This window comes from Flavobacterium sp. JLP, from assembly GCF_015350755.1.
GTDB lineage: Bacteria > Bacteroidota > Bacteroidia > Flavobacteriales > Flavobacteriaceae > Flavobacterium.
Map to the genome: position 1 here is coordinate 45,951 of NZ_JADKPS010000006.1, position 15,234 is coordinate 61,184.

The window sequence follows — 15,234 nt, forward strand, 5'->3', positions numbered from 1 at the left end:
GTTTTAAAATTCTACTTATTTATTCTTAAAAATTAAATTAATCCCTTTTATCGTAAGGATCTATAGTTACAATCGACCCATCTGCATTGTATTCAATTTTAGTTACTTTGATTGATCTTAAGTGCGTTATGCCTTTTGACAAACTTGAATCGTGGTAAAACAAATACCATTCATTATTGATCTCACAAATAGAATGATGTGAAGTCCAGCCAATAACCGGTTTCAAAATCTTGCCTTGATAAACAAAAGGACCATACGGATTATCTCCAATTCCGTAACAAATAAAATGTGTGTCACCTGTTGAGTACGAGAAATAATATTTATTGTTGTATTTATGCATCCACGAAGCCTCAAAAAAGCGGCGATCATTGTCTCCAGCCAATAGAATATTTCCGTTTTCATCCAGAATTTTTATTTCTTTAGGCTCTTCAGCAAACTCTTTCATATCTTCAGAAAGCAAAGCAACAATTGGTCCTAAAGCAGGTTCATTTGCTAAAGGTTCTTCATTCTCTTTATCATATATATTATTTCGATATTTTTGAAGCTGGCCTCCCCAAATTCCTCCAAAATACATATAATATTTGCCATCGTTATCCTCAAAAACTGCAGGATCAATAGTATAACTTCCTTTGATTGCTTCGGGTTCAGGAATAAAAGGCCCAACTGGAGAATCGCTAACAGCAACTCCAATCTGGAAAATTCCGTTTGCTCTCTTTGCTGGAAAATACAAATAATATTTTCCGTTTTTGTGCGCTGCGTCTGGAGCCCACATTTGCCTTTCTGCCCAAGCAACATCCTTTACATGCAGGGCAACACCATTATCTACAGCATTGGCATTTACATTATCCATAGAAATTACATGATAATCCTCCATACCAAAATGATCGCCATTGTCATTAAAAGGAATTCCGGCATCAATATCATGAGACGGATAAATATAAATTTTTCCATTGAAGACATGTGCCGACGGATCAGCAGTATAAATATGATGTACTAATGGATTTGAAATGGCTTTTTTATCTAACGCTAAAAAGTCAATATTTTCAATATTATCTTCAGGCATGCTACTCTTTTTTTTTAATTTTTAAAATGAACTAGGCTCTTCTTTCTTTTAAATCTGCTTCAATCTGAACTTCCATTTTTTTATTTATTTTGTAGAAGAACAATAATCCAACGCCAACCAGAAAAGGAATAGATGGAAAAACGCTTACCAACAATTTTATTCCGTTTATGGCAATGTTAGATTGAACTGCTGCATTTGGTACGTAATCAAAATGCCCTAATAATGAAGTTGTTAAAGCTCCTCCTATACTCAAACCTGCTTTTAGTCCAACCATCATAGCCGAAAATATAATAGCCGTAGCACGGCGATTATTCAGCCATTCTGAGTAATCTGCAACATCTGCAATCATAGCCCAAAGAATCGGGATTGTTATGCCGTAGAAAAAGCCGTGTAAAATTTGAGAGATAAAAATAAGGGGAATTGATTTTGAAGAAAACAAATAAAAAGCCAATATAAATAAGGTCGAGACAAATAAGAAGGAAGCGAAAACATTACGTTTCCCGTATTTATCTGCTAATCTTTTAGAAAGCGTAATTCCGACAATCATGAAAATTATACCGCCAGCATTAAACAAACCAAATCCGGCCGCAATAGGATCATTACCAAACTGGTTTAACCCAATATTGGCCAAAGCATCTAAAATAGGCTGAATAAAAATTGCCAGCTGTTCTTTATCTACATAATTTTCAAAATAATACACATATGCACCTCCTTTCATTGCCAATGTTATAAAAACCAAAGTAGTCAGCGTCAGCATTATGAGCCAAGGTTTATTTTTCATTAAATCACTTAAATCTTCTTTTATGCTAGATTTCTGTTCTGGTTTTGGAACAATGCGCTCTTTTGTTGTAAAAAATGTAATCAAAAGCATTATTGTTCCGATAATTGCCAAAACCGTCATTACTTTTTCGATCCCAACAGCTTTATCGCCATTTCCCGCACTTTTTATAATGCCAAGCATAAAAACCTGAACAAAAAACTGTGCAAACATAACCGCAACAAATCGATATGACGACAAACTGTTTCGTTCGCCCATATCGCCTGTAATGACACCGCTCAAGGCAGAATATGGCAAATTGTTGCTCGCATAAAAAAGCAAAAGCAATGTATAGGTTACCACTGCATAAATTACTTTTCCGTGATAGGAGAAATCAGGTGTTGTAAAAGCAAGCAAAGCAATAACGCCAAGCGGTACTGCCGTCCATAAAATCCAAGGTCTGAATTTTCCCCATTTTGTACTCGTTCTGTCCGCCAATACTCCAATAATTGGATTAAAAATAAAGGCCGCAATTAAACCTACAGCCAACATGATTATCGAAGAATGTGTAGGCGATAATCCATAAATATCAGTGTAAAAATACGCCAGATAAGTAATTAAGGTCTGAAAGACTAAATTAGCCGCAAGGTCGCCTAAGCTGTATCCAATTTTTTCTTTTATGGATAATTTTTGGGAGTTGAAATTCATTATTGATCTGTGGTTATTTTGGGTTAGTCTATAATCAAACTCTCTTAAAATTTAATTATTTAGTTAGTTCTCGTACTGGTTTCAAAAGGGTTTTAATTAAGCAATCGGTTGTGTAAAATTAGTAAAAAATACATACTATGCAAATTTACTTTCCTTTATTGCAGTATTTTTCAAAAAACAACCTATTGCATTATTAATTATCTTTGTCTTTTAAACTTTATTCTTTAATTTCTTTAAGTTCAATAACACTATTATATGCTTTTTTAGGTTTAAGCACTGCATCAAACAATAAAGGATAATTAGTACGTCCTTTTATCGGCCAATCGTTTAGCCAAGACTGACCATCATAAACACCCCAAAAAGTCACTCGGCTGATTTTGTCTTTGTGTTTTAAGAATAATTTAAAAATTGAGGCATAACGCGCTGCCAATTTAGTTTGAACAGAATCAGGAAGTTTTTCTGCGTACGGATTCATTTTCGGATCTTCCTCAAATTTCTGATTGACGTCAGCACCTTTTAAATCCCACGGATTAGGCAAAACTGTGATATCTAATTCTGTAAAAGCTACTTTAACGCCAAGTGCAGAATAAGCCAAAATACTTTTTTCGATTTCTTCTAAAGATGGACTTTCCAAGCGCCAATGTGCCTGAATACCAACACCGTCAATTTTTCCTCCGGCCGCTTTAATTTTTTTGATCAAATTAATTGTGCCTTCCCTTTTCGCTGGCTCTTCATTATTATAATCGTTGTAATACAAATCTGCTTTCGGATCAGCAGCTGCCGCTAATTTAAAAGCATCAACAAGATATTTTTCGCCAAGCGTATTCAAAAAAATTGATTTTCTCAATGTTCCATCGTCGTTTAAAGCTTCATTTACTACATCCCACGAACCAATTCTTCCTTTGTATTTAGAAACAATTGTGGTGATATGATCTTTCATAAAAGCTTTCATTTGTGTGCTGTCTTTTATTTTCTCCATCCAAGGTGCTAATTGACTGTGCCAGATTAAAGTATGTCCGTGAATAAACATTTTATTTTTCTCACCGTACGCTACAAATTTATCTGCAAGAGTAAAATCATATTTATTCTTTTCAGGATGAACAAACATCGATTTCATACTATTTTCCGCTGTAATGGCGTTAAATTCTTTGCGTATCAAAGAATCAACTTTAGGATTTTTTTGTTCGATTTGATCTGCGCTTAAAGCGGTTCCGATATAAAAGTCATTTTTATACGAATCCTTTAGTGTAACTGCTTCTTTTTTTGAAGCACAATTCACAAAAAACACTGTAGTAATTGCCAGCAAATAAGGTTTGATTAATTTCATTTTTATGGTTTTTGGTTGATAGTTACTTGGTTTTAAAACTTTCTGGCGGACCTAAATAAGATTTAAGCAATTGCCCTGATTCTGTTTCAATTACAATTTTTTGAAGCACTAAAGCAGGATCTACACCATACATTTTTAAAATATGATGTCCAGAATTTTCAATTGTATGCGAAGAGGTTATTATTTTAATATTATCAGCGACAGAAGCATTCCAGTTTTTATCTGAATTATCCTGATTAAGATTCATAATTTGAGGAACTTCTGAGTCAAATCCGATTCCGTATTTTAAACCGTCACGAATGCTGAAATTAATTGTCGGCGAAAAATAAGCCTGAACTTTTACGTTTCCTTTGCTAAAAAAATGCACTTCATATTCTAATCTTGGTGATTGCTCTGAAACAATTATACTTTGAAAATTAGAAGGTTTTAAAGTTACTCCTGATGCTGTTTTGCCGATATTCAGAATCGTGGTCCATTTAATCAAATTTCCATCGATTGCTTTTGAATAATTTTGAGCGTCAATTGCAATTATTCCGTTACTTTCAACAAAACCTTCTATTCCAGTCAATTTAATATTTTTCGCAATAACATTTACCACAAATTTTTGTTTGTATGCAGTTATTGTAAATTGAGATTTCAGATCGCCTTTTGGAACTTTTTTCCAATCTATATCTACTAAAATTCTCTCTTCTTCATCAATTTTTCCTTTTAATTTTGAAACTACAACCCAGTCACTTTTAGTTGTAATTTTAAAGTCAAAAGGCTTTGTTCCCCGGTTAAATAAATCAACGTAAAAGGTTTTATTTTCTAAAGAATTAAAAGTCGGCAAAACAATTTCTTCTTTAGAATTTGGCCACCAGCTTTCAGAGCCTTCAATCGCAATTCCAGCTTCTGATTTGTTTGGCAATTCAATTAATTGTGTTTTCGGAATAACATTGTTTTTAGGTTCCTGCCAAGATGTGTAACCAATATGCGTTTGCGACATCATATGATTCCATTTGCCGTTTGCGAGTTTTGTATGATAATAATTGGTCAGCAAACTGTCTTTTTCAAACAGCTCCTTTACCTGTTTTGCATATGAATTTGCAGAAGCTCTTCCTTGACTCGCATAAAGCTGATTTTTTGCCGTTGACACATACAGTTCATTTAAATTTGAACTTGCTAAAACCGGGAACAAAACCAGCTGATAAAAAGCATCTTTATATTCTGGCTGCAATTCATCATTAATTTGATCCGCTTCTTGAACCAACTTTTTATAAGCAGCTACAATGTTTTCTGCTTCCTTATAATTGGTAATACTGTATGTTTTCTCCTGCAGCAATTCAGGTTTTCTTCTTGCATTATATTTAGTGTACAATTTTAAAATTGCTGCAATTTCATCAGCATTTTGACCACCAAAATTTTCCTTAGCCCATTGCACGTAATATTGATCTAAATTTCCCGCATTAAATTTTTCTGGATTCCATGCCATATCAAGAAAAAACTCAATCGGAAACTCCATTGGTTTAATATCGCCGACATTAACAATCCAAATTTTATCAACTCCATATTGATAAGCCAAATCCATTTGTTCCCAAGTACGCTCGATTTGGTTGGTATTGATCCATTTATAATTTCTCGGTCCACCCACATAATCATAATGATAATAAATCCCGTAACCGCCTTTTCTTGGTTTCGCATCCAATTCTGGTAATTTCCTGATATTTCCCCAGTTATCATCACATAACAAAAGCGTAATATCATCCGGAACACGCATTCCTTTGTCGTAATACTCTTGAACCTCTTTATAAAGTGCCCACATTTGCGGGGTTTCCTCGATTGGTTTTTTGGTAACTTCTTTTATAATATCACGCTGTGTTTTTACGATATTTTCTAATAATCCAATTGCTGTTCCCTGTGTCATAGGTTCGTCACCGTCGCCTCGCATTCCAACCGTTACAATGGTTTCAGTATTACCTATTCTTTTCATTCCGTCTTTCCAAAACGAAATCAGGTTTTCAGAATTGGTATTAAAATCCCATTTTCCTTTTCCTAATTTAGCCCATTCTGCATGCGCTCGTGTTAAAGGTTCGTGGTGAGAAGTTCCCATTACAATTCCGTATTCGTCTGCCAAAACTGCATTTTGAGGATCATCAACATAAAACATTCTGCCCCACATCGATGGCCACAAATAATTGCCTTTCATTCTCAAAATCAACTCAAAAACTTTATCGTAAAATTTAGCATTAAAACCACCATAATTTTCAAATGCCCAACCAGATAAGGCTGGAGCTTCGTCATTTATAAAGATGCCGCGGTACTTTACTTTTGGTTCTTCTTGTGTATGAACTCCAGGCAAGACATGCAAATCTGATTGTTTTTTAACTGGAACATCTGCCCAAAAATACCACGGAGAAACTCCTATTTGACTGGATAAATCATATATGCCGTAAATTGTTCCTCTTTTATCTGAACCTGCAATAACCAACGCTTTTTTTATTCCGTTAAAAGGATTCTCAACAATTTGAGTTGTAAATTTTTCCCATTTTCCTTTTAGCTGATTTGCATCAATTTTTCCTTCTTTAGCCAGCTGATCAATAATTTCACTTTTCCCGAGTGTTCCTATGATTATGACAAAATCTGTTGCTTCTGAAATTGAATTTATTCTTTTTGAATGTAAATCGGTTACCTTAAAAAGATCATTTTCTAAATGTCCCGCAACACGCAAAACTCCCGAAAAATCATTTTTACTCACTAAAACAGAAGCAATTTTTCCGTTTGAAGCCAAAGGAAAATTTTCGGCGGAAGCCAAATTAACTACATATCTCTCAGGGTTTATTGCAGAAGATTTTGTGCTTAATCCGATTAGGAAAAGCCATAAAATCAGATGCGATAATTTCATTTTTAAACACATAGGGTCATAGGTTTCTTTGTCTGTAAAAGGCATTTCACTTTTTTAAACAAATATAGTTCTCGTCAGTTTTGTCATTTCGATCCCGAGGCGTCGGGATCGAAATGACAATAGAACGTTTATTTATACCTAACAGGTTTTGGAAACCTGTTAGGATACGTAAACTAATTTCTATAAATTCAATTTATATGCAATTCCCATTTCCAATCCTCTTAATTCGGCTAAACCTTTTAGTCTGCCAACTAAAGAATATCCTGGATATGTTTCTTTGTCTTCATCAACAGCGTGCAAAAATCCGTGATCGGGACGCATAGGCAAACTTAGTTTTCTGGAATTCATCAAAAAAAGTATTTTTTCAATAATAACTTCCATTTTTGTATCGCCATTTAAATGCTCTGATTCCCTAAAAATGGTTTCGCTTTCGCGGAAAGTATTTCGGAGATGCAAAAAGTGAATTCGGTCTCCAAAGTCATCAATAATTTTCGCCAGATTATTTTTCGGATCTGCTCCTAATGAACCCGTGCAGTAACATAATCCATTCGTGTTCAAAGGCACAGCGTCAAAAATCGCTTTAATATCATTTTCTGTAGAAACAATTCTTGGCAAACCTAAAACTGAAAACGGAGGATCATCAGGATGAATCGCTAATTTCGAATCATTTTCTTCAGCAATTGGAGCTACTTCTGATAAAAAATAAATCAAGTTTTCTCTCAATTTAGCATTGTCAATATTGGCGTAATTATCTAATAAAGACAAAATTTGTTCAGCCGTAAAATTGATTTTGCTTCCCGGTAATCCTAAAAGAACATTTTTAAAAAGCAATGCCTTTTCGTCTTCTGAAAGTGTACTGCCAAATTTTAAAGCATTTTCTTTTTCTGTTTCTGAATAATCGTTTTCAGAATTGGGTCTTTGCAAAAGATAAACATCAAAATAAGTAAAAGCTTCTTGATTATATAACAGGGCTTTACTCCCATCTTCATTACTAAAATTATGATCGGTTCGAACCCAGTCTAAAATTGGCATAAAATTATACGTGATAATTTTAATCCCACAATCTGACAGGTTCTTAATGCTGACTTTATAATTTTCAATGTACTGCAAATAGTTTCCGGCTGCTCTTTTTATTTCTTCATGAACGGGCAAACTTTCCACTACTGTCCATTCTAATCCTGCGTTTCTAATGATTTGCTGTCTTTCTTTAATGTCTTCAATTGTCCAGACTTCTCCCACCGGAATTTGATGCAAAGCCGTTACAATTCCAGTCGCGCCGGCTTGTTTTATGTCAATTAATTTTACACTGTCCTGAGGGCCAAACCAGCGCATGGTTTGCTGCATTTTTATCATACATTGTTCTTTATAACCATTGAGTAAATTATTCTAACACATATAGGTAATGTAAACTTAAAATAGGCGTTTCACTTGTTGTATTAATAGAGTGTATCTATGTGAAGAATGTGTTTCTTTTTTTACAAATAAATCTATGTTGCTATGTGTTTAATCATTTTTCAGCATTAAAAACCAATACTGTTTCCACCGTCAACTGGCAAAATAGTTCCAGTTGTAAATTTAGATTCATTTGATGCAAAATAAAAAACAGCATCTGCAATATCTGACGGTTCTCCTAAAATTCCCATTGGAGTTCTATTTAATACTTTATTTTTTCTTTCAGGATCACTGTCTAAGGCTTTCGCCGACATTTTAGTTTTAATGAAACCCGGTGCCACGCAATTAACGCGAATGCCAAAAGGCGCCAATTCTACCGCCATTGCTCTGGTCATCGATTCGATTGCGCCTTTGCTCGCTGAATATGCAATTACTTTCGGAATACCATATTGAGACGCCATTGAACTGATATTGACGATATTTCCTCCATTATTCTCCTTCATATTTTTTACAACTGCTTTGCTTACAGCGAAAACGCTCAAAAGATTGGTATGAATTATTGATAAAAAATCTTCATCTGTTACGTCTAAAAATTCTTTTTTTAAGTTGATTCCGGCATTGTTTACCAAAACATCAATCGGATTATCCTTAGTTAAGTTCTCGATCATGGCCGGAATTCCTGCAATGTCATTTAGATCATATAAAACCGGAATTGCATTGGCGCCAATTGCTGCACAGGCTTCCTCTGTTTTTTCTTTTGATCTTCCAATTATAAATGTTTTGATACCATTATCACATAGTTTTTGTGCTGTTGCGAAACCTAAACCCGAATTCCCTCCGGTAACAATTGCTGTTTTTATGCTCATATTTTTATTTGTATAATTAATTTCCAGGTGCAAATGGAAATTTTAAGGATTGAAAATAGTCTAAAGATTGTGTTGGTTTTTCAACTCCTTTTGGCAATTCTTTGCCTGAAAATTGCTGAAAATAAAGCAAACAGGCATCGCGCCACCATTTTGCTTCTTTATATTGAATTTCTAATAACATCTGAACTTCTTTAAAGCGTTCGCTGTCAATATATTTTTCAGTTTTGTTCCAAGTATTTTGCATTTCATTAACCTGATTTACACCTTCTTGATATTTTAAAGCTAAACCATTCCAAAGTGTTTGGCCGTTTTTCAATTTATAATCCCAAGAAACGTGATGAAACCACAGTAAATCTTCGTCGGGACAGGTTTCTACATTATCAAAAATATTTCCTGCTTCTGGCGCATACTGTGCTGTGGCATTTGTTCCTGTTTTAGATCTGTCGAAACCAATTCCATTCTTATCGGCTTTATGATAATAGGTCGGATTCCATTCTGGCCTTGATAAATTCGAAACCCACGGACCCGGCCCGTAATGATGGCCTGTATCCATAATGTGGTGCAAACCTAACGGAGTCATATAATTCACAACCACTTCTCGAGATTCGATCATCACTTTTTTTACAGGTTTGAGAAAATTTTCATCGTTAGAAAAAGTACATCGCAGCCATTCATCTGCAATAACTTCAGAATCTAAATACGGATTCCACGCCAATCTTCCGAAACCGTACCAATTAGCCTGTGCAAAAGGATGTCCTGTCCAGTTTATATCATTTCCAATATTGGAAACCCCAGCAATTCCCGTAAGTTTGTGCGGATTTAATGAGCCGTCAATTACTTTAGCAACCGTTGAACCTTTACCTTTTTGATAGGTATCTGACTCTAAAACTTCCTGAAATAATTTTGGCAGAAAAACCAAATGCGTGCTAAAGCCTAAATACTCCTGCGTGATTTGAAACTCCATCATTAAAGGCGTTTTTGGCATTGCTCCAAATAAAGGATGAAAAGGTTCTCTCGGCTGAAAATCTATTGCGCCATTTTTGACCTGTACAATAACATTATCTTTAAATTTTCCATCATACGGCTGAAATTCGGCGAAAGCCTGTTTTGCTCGATCATTGGCATCATGCTCAGAATAAACAAAAGCGCGCCACATAATTACGCCGCCAAAAGGCGCAACTGCATCGGCGAGCATATTGGCGCCCTCAACATGATCTCTTCCGTAATTTTGCGGACCTGGCTGGCCTTCAGAATTTGCTTTTACTAAAAATCCTCCAAAATCTGGAATTCGTTTATAAATTTCTTTAGCTTTTTCTTTCCACCAATTGGCGACGGCGATATCTTTCGGATCAGCAGTTTTTAATCCTCCAATTTCTATAGGTGCAGAAAATCGGGCAGTTAAATAGACTTTTATTCCATAAGGTCTAAAAACAGCTGCTAAAGCTTCTACTTTTTCTAAATATTGCGGCGTTAAAATGAGAGCGTTTGCATTTACGTTAGTCAAAACCGTTCCGTTAATTCCGATTGAAGCATTGGCCCTGGCGTAATCAATATAGCGCTGATCAATAAAATCGGGCAGTTTTTGCCAATTCCATAAAGAGAATCCTGCATAACCGCGCTCGACAGTTCTGTCTAAATTATCCCAATGATTTAAGATTCTGATGTTTGTTTTGGGAGCATCTACAATATTTAAATTTTGGATTGATTTATTGGTTTGAATCAATCTCAAGAAAGTATAGACGCCATATAAAACGCCAATATCTTTCTTGCCTGTAATAATGATGTATTTTTTATTTTTTAGAGAAACCGATTTTATAATAAATCCTTCCTCGTTTATTTTTTCAAAATCAGCATTTAAAGTATTTTGAATTTCAGCATTTAAAGAAGATTTTGAACCTATAATAATTTTATTGTCTCCTTCTATTTTTGAAATAACATTTATTTTATTCCCTAACATGCCGGTCAAGCCTGTTTCCAATTCTCTTGAAGCAATTTTTGAAGTTTCAGTATTTTCTAGAGAAATAATTCCGTTAATGCTGTTGCTGTATTCAGCAACAAATGCTGAATTGGTTATTTTATCATATTGAAGCCATAACTTATAATCCTTTTGAGCATAAATGGATAATGAAGCCAAAAGCAAAAAAATATGTAGCAATACAAAATGTTTCTTTTGATGGTTCATTAAGCTTAAAATTAAATGTTATATTTTTTCCATTTACACCTTTAGTTTTTATCAAACTTGCAATCGGTTGCGTAAAAATATAGCATTGTGTTTTAAGAAAAAAATTTTGAAGTGATTTTTTTCATTCAGCCTTTAAATAATAATAAAAAAAAACGTGTTTATTTATTTCGGTTTGAAGAGGCTCTTACAACAACTTCTGTGTTTAAAAAAGTAACTTCAGTAATATTATCTTTTTTAGATTCAGAACTCTTTTTAGAAGATTTTAAATGATTTAATATTTTCTTAGCCGATGTCTGCCCCATTCTCACAGCGGGATGTGAAATAGTACTTAAACCTGGATCAATAATGGAAGCAATGGGATCATCGTTAAATCCAATAATAGCAATATCTTTCGGGATTTTTAAGCCTCGCTTTTTCGCGACCTGAATGGCTCCGACCGCTGCGGTATCATTTGAAACAAAAATACCATCGGGGGGAACTGGCATATCAAATAAGGAATTACTTGCTGACTCGCCATCTTCAAAAGTTAGTGTGGTATCTATTATAAGATCTTCATCAACAGTAAGATTAGCTTCTAACAAAGCATCAACATAACCTCTGCGGCGCTCGCTGTAAGTGTTTCTGTATTGTGAACCTGTAATGTGTGCAATTCGCTTGCATCCTTGTTCTATTAAATGTTTAGTTGCCTTGTAGCCAGCCGAATAATTATCAATCATAACACGATACGTGTTAAAATCTTTGGGAACCCTGTCTACAAAAACCAACGGAATACTTTTATCTATAAATTTCTGAAAATGAGAGGTATCACGTGTATCCATCGCGAGTGAGCAAATAATACCGCAGACCCTGCTATCGTAGAGCACTTTCGATAAATTTACCTCATCTGTGTAAGAATCGTGGCTTTGGGTGATCATGACGCTATAGCCTGCCTTTTGTGCGGTTTCTTCAATACCGCTGATCAAGGAAGAAATAAAAGGCCTGTTGATTCTGGAAACTAAAACGCCAATTATTTTAGTTTGATTGCCACGCAGCCCAGCGGCTAAAGTATTTGGGCGGAAACCCATTTCTTCGGCTGCTTTTTTTACTTTTTTTATCGTTTTATCACTTATTGTATGATGATCCTTTAAAGCTCTTGAAATTGTCGAAGTTGCAAGATTTAACCTCTGGGCAATGTCATAAATGGTAACATCTTTACTCTCTTCCATAAAAAATTTAATAAATAAAATAATTCGCAAATATACGTTTTTTAAATCTACACTAAAAGCTGAAGGAGATCACCTGAATGTCATTTCTAAGATTTAAATTCTTACTTTTTTTGCGATAAAATTAAATTATTTTTTCTTTCTTTACACAATCGGTTGCAATTAAATTTTATCTCATCATTTGCTTACCGGAATTCTAACTAAATTGACAAAAATAAGATCCTATGAAAAAATTAGCTACTGCTTCTCGAATCCTTATATTTTTATTTATTTCAATTTACTGCCAAGCACAGGAAAAAAAAGAAAAATTCCTTTTTCAGGATACGAATTTAACCTTCGAAACTAGAGTAAACGATCTTGTTAGCCGATTAACTCTAGAAGAAAAAGTTTCTCAGATGCTGAATTCATCTCCGGCTATTCCGCGTTTAGGAATTCCGGCTTACGACTGGTGGAATGAAACACTGCATGGCGTAGCACGAACTCCTTTTAAAACTACTGTTTACCCGCAGGCCATTGCTATGGCGGCGACATTCGATAAAAACTCACTTTATAAAATGGCCGATTATGCTGCTCTAGAAGGAAGAGCCATTTATAACAAGGCTGTTGCTTTAGGCCGAACTAATGAGCGTTATCTGGGGTTAACCTATTGGACTCCCAACATCAATATTTTTCGTGATCCACGTTGGGGACGCGGGCAGGAAACTTATGGCGAAGATCCTTTTTTGACAGCTGTATTAGGAAATTCATTTGTTGAAGGTTTGCAGGGAGACGATCCAAAATACTTAAAAGCCGCCGCTTGTGCCAAACATTACGCCGTACATAGCGGGCCTGAACCTTTACGCCACACATTTGATGTAGATGTAACGCCTTATGAACTTTGGGATACGTATTTGCCAGCGTTTAAAAAATTAGTAACCGAATCGAAAGTAGCCGGCGTAATGTGTGCCTACAATGCTTTTAGAACACAGCCTTGTTGTGCTAGCGATCTTTTGATGAATGATATTTTGCGCAAGCAATGGAAATTTGATGGCTACGTAACATCAGATTGCTGGGCGATTGACGATTTCTTTAAAAATCACAAAACACATCCTGACGCTGAAGCTGCTGCTGCAGATGCTGTTTTTCACGGCACTGATATCGATTGTGGTACTGATGCATACAAAGCTTTGGTACAAGCTGTTAAAAATGGCAAAATAAGCGAAGATCAAATTGATATCTCGGTAAGAAGACTTTATATGATCCGATTTCGACTCGGAATGTTTGATCCGGTTTCTATGGTAAAATATGCTCAAACTCCGGAATCTGTTTTAGAAAGTAAAGAACACGCAGCTCATGCATTAAAAATGGCACAGCAATCGATGGTTCTCCTTAAAAATGAAAACAACACACTGCCTTTCAGCAAAAAATTAAAAAAGATAGCTATTCTTGGTCCTAATGCTGATAATTCGATTGCTATTTTAGGAAATTACAACGGAACTCCTTCTCATTTGTCAACTGTTTTGCAAGGTATAAAAGAGAAAGCAGGAAAAGATACGGAAGTGATTTATGAAAAAGCCATCAACTTTACGAGTGATACTCTGCTCGTGTATTCTGATTTTAAAAACCAATATAATTTTGAAGGCAAACAAGGTTTTAAAGCCGAATATTACAATAATAAAAACCTATCTGGAGAACCCGTTTACACCAGAACTGAATCAGAAATTAATAATTTATGGCAGGAAGGCGAAGCTTTTGCAAAAGACATTAAAGCCAATAATTTTGCAGCACGATACACAACTAATTTCACCGCCAATCAAGACGGCAAAATTACATTTGAACTTACTGCAGATGACGGTTACCGCTTTATTATTAATGGAAAAGAAGTTTTAAATGCATGGACAAAAAATCGCTGGGGCGGACAAACTTTTCAATTAAAAACAACAAAAAATACAGTTTACAATTTAGTTGTAGAATATTGGCAGGGAGACGGAAAAGGAAATGTAGCTCTGCATGCAGGAAATTATCAAAAAACCGATTTCAATGCGCTGGTTAATCGCTTAAAAGATGCTGATGCTTTTGTTTTTGTCGGCGGTATTTCACCTCAGCTTGAAGGCGAAGAAATGAAAGTAAATTATCCTGGTTTTTCTGGTGGAGACCGTACTTCGATTTTATTGCCGGCTGTTCAGACTGATTTGATGAAAGCATTAAAAACAACAGGAAAACCAGTTGCTTTTGTAATGATGACAGGAAGTGCAATTGCCATTCCGTGGGAGGCAGAAAATATTCCTGCAATTTTAAACTCTTGGTATGGAGGCCAATCTGCAGGAACTGCGGTGGCTGATATTCTTTTTGGAGATTACAATCCGGCCGGAAGACTGCCGATTACTTTTTATAAAGGCGATCAAGATTTACCTGCTTTTGTAGATTATAAAATGGATAATCGTACTTATCGCTATTTTAAAGGAACGCCTCAATACGGATTTGGTTACGGACTCAGTTATACCACTTTTAAATACGACGAATTAAAAATACCTGCTAAAACAGTCAAAGGAAAAACTATTTCGGTTACGGTTCAGTTAACAAATACTGGTAAAATCGCTGGAGAAGAAGTCGCTCAACTTTACATCATAAATCAAGATTTAGCTATAAAAGCACCTTTAAAAACTTTAAAAGGTTTTCAGAGACTTTATCTTAAAGCAGGAGAAAGCAAAACGATACACTTTACACTTTCTCCTGAAGATGTTTCGTATGTTACCGCAGAAGGTAATTACCAACAATATCAAGGCGAATTAAAAATAGCTGTTGGCGGTCACCAGCCGGATGAACCTAATCAAGCAACGAGCAATATTATCAGTAAAACTATTTTAATTCAATAAC

9 protein-coding genes are annotated in these 15,234 nt (G+C 35.1%); 1 reads left to right on the forward strand and 8 read right to left on the reverse strand.

Annotated elements, in window-relative coordinates:
• Nucleotides 1–37 precede the first annotated feature (37 nt).
• From IRZ83_RS14525 to IRZ83_RS14560, 8 genes are all read right to left on the reverse strand, one after another.
• Nucleotides 38–1,063, reverse strand: a complete 1,026-nt coding sequence (locus IRZ83_RS14525) for a glycoside hydrolase family 43 protein (protein ID WP_194569847.1) — start codon at nt 1,061–1,063, stop codon at nt 38–40.
• A 31-nt stretch (nt 1,064–1,094) separates the two neighbouring features.
• Entirely contained in the window at nt 1,095–2,528 is a 1,434-nt protein-coding gene (locus IRZ83_RS14530) for an MFS transporter (protein ID WP_194569849.1), read from the reverse strand.
• Nucleotides 2,529–2,745: 217 nt separating this feature from the next.
• A complete protein-coding gene (locus tag IRZ83_RS14535; protein WP_194569851.1) occupies nt 2,746–3,855 on the reverse strand; it encodes an endo-1,4-beta-xylanase in 1,110 nt (369 codons plus the stop codon).
• Nucleotides 3,856–3,877: 22 nt separating this feature from the next.
• On the reverse strand, nt 3,878–6,736 hold the full coding sequence (locus IRZ83_RS14540; RefSeq protein WP_194569853.1) for a glycosyl hydrolase 115 family protein: 2,859 nt from the start codon (nt 6,734–6,736) through the stop codon (nt 3,878–3,880).
• 180 nt (nt 6,737–6,916) lie between these two features.
• Nucleotides 6,917–8,080, reverse strand: coding sequence for a mannonate dehydratase (gene uxuA, locus IRZ83_RS14545; protein ID WP_228520709.1), 1,164 nt, complete (start codon nt 8,078–8,080; stop codon nt 6,917–6,919).
• A gap of 176 nt (nt 8,081–8,256) precedes the next feature.
• Nucleotides 8,257–8,994 carry an SDR family NAD(P)-dependent oxidoreductase gene (locus IRZ83_RS14550; RefSeq protein WP_194569857.1) on the reverse strand — a complete coding sequence of 246 codons (738 nt, stop codon included), beginning with the start codon at nt 8,992–8,994 and terminating at the stop codon, nt 8,257–8,259.
• A gap of 16 nt (nt 8,995–9,010) precedes the next feature.
• Entirely contained in the window at nt 9,011–11,176 is a 2,166-nt protein-coding gene (locus IRZ83_RS14555; RefSeq protein WP_194569859.1) for an alpha-glucuronidase family glycosyl hydrolase, read from the reverse strand.
• Nucleotides 11,177–11,334: 158 nt separating this feature from the next.
• A complete protein-coding gene (locus IRZ83_RS14560) occupies nt 11,335–12,381 on the reverse strand; it encodes a LacI family DNA-binding transcriptional regulator (RefSeq protein WP_194569861.1) in 1,047 nt (348 codons plus the stop codon).
• A 221-nt stretch (nt 12,382–12,602) separates the two neighbouring features.
• On the opposite strand from IRZ83_RS14560, the gene IRZ83_RS14565 reads away from it, so the two are divergent.
• On the forward strand, nt 12,603–15,233 hold the full coding sequence (locus IRZ83_RS14565; RefSeq protein WP_194569863.1) for a glycoside hydrolase family 3 C-terminal domain-containing protein: 2,631 nt from the start codon (nt 12,603–12,605) through the stop codon (nt 15,231–15,233).
• Nucleotide 15,234: the final 1 nt, after the last annotated feature.

What these genes read in the sequence shown, in the direction of transcription:
- IRZ83_RS14525 (WP_194569847.1), bottom strand. Translation starts at nt 1,063, where the DNA reads ATGCCTGAAGATAATATTGAAAATATTGACTTTTTAGCGTTAGATAAA.
- IRZ83_RS14530 (WP_194569849.1), bottom strand. Translation starts at nt 2,528, where the DNA reads ATGAATTTCAACTCCCAAAAATTATCCATAAAAGAAAAAATTGGATAC.
- IRZ83_RS14535 (WP_194569851.1), bottom strand. Translation starts at nt 3,855, where the DNA reads ATGAAATTAATCAAACCTTATTTGCTGGCAATTACTACAGTGTTTTTT.
- IRZ83_RS14540 (WP_194569853.1), bottom strand. Translation starts at nt 6,736, where the DNA reads ATGAAATTATCGCATCTGATTTTATGGCTTTTCCTAATCGGATTAAGC.
- uxuA (WP_228520709.1), bottom strand. Translation starts at nt 8,080, where the DNA reads ATGCAGCAAACCATGCGCTGGTTTGGCCCTCAGGACAGTGTAAAATTA.
- IRZ83_RS14550 (WP_194569857.1), bottom strand. Translation starts at nt 8,994, where the DNA reads ATGAGCATAAAAACAGCAATTGTTACCGGAGGGAATTCGGGTTTAGGT.
- IRZ83_RS14555 (WP_194569859.1), bottom strand. Translation starts at nt 11,176, where the DNA reads ATGAACCATCAAAAGAAACATTTTGTATTGCTACATATTTTTTTGCTT.
- IRZ83_RS14560 (WP_194569861.1), bottom strand. Translation starts at nt 12,381, where the DNA reads ATGGAAGAGAGTAAAGATGTTACCATTTATGACATTGCCCAGAGGTTA.
- IRZ83_RS14565 (WP_194569863.1), top strand. Translation starts at nt 12,603, where the DNA reads ATGAAAAAATTAGCTACTGCTTCTCGAATCCTTATATTTTTATTTATT.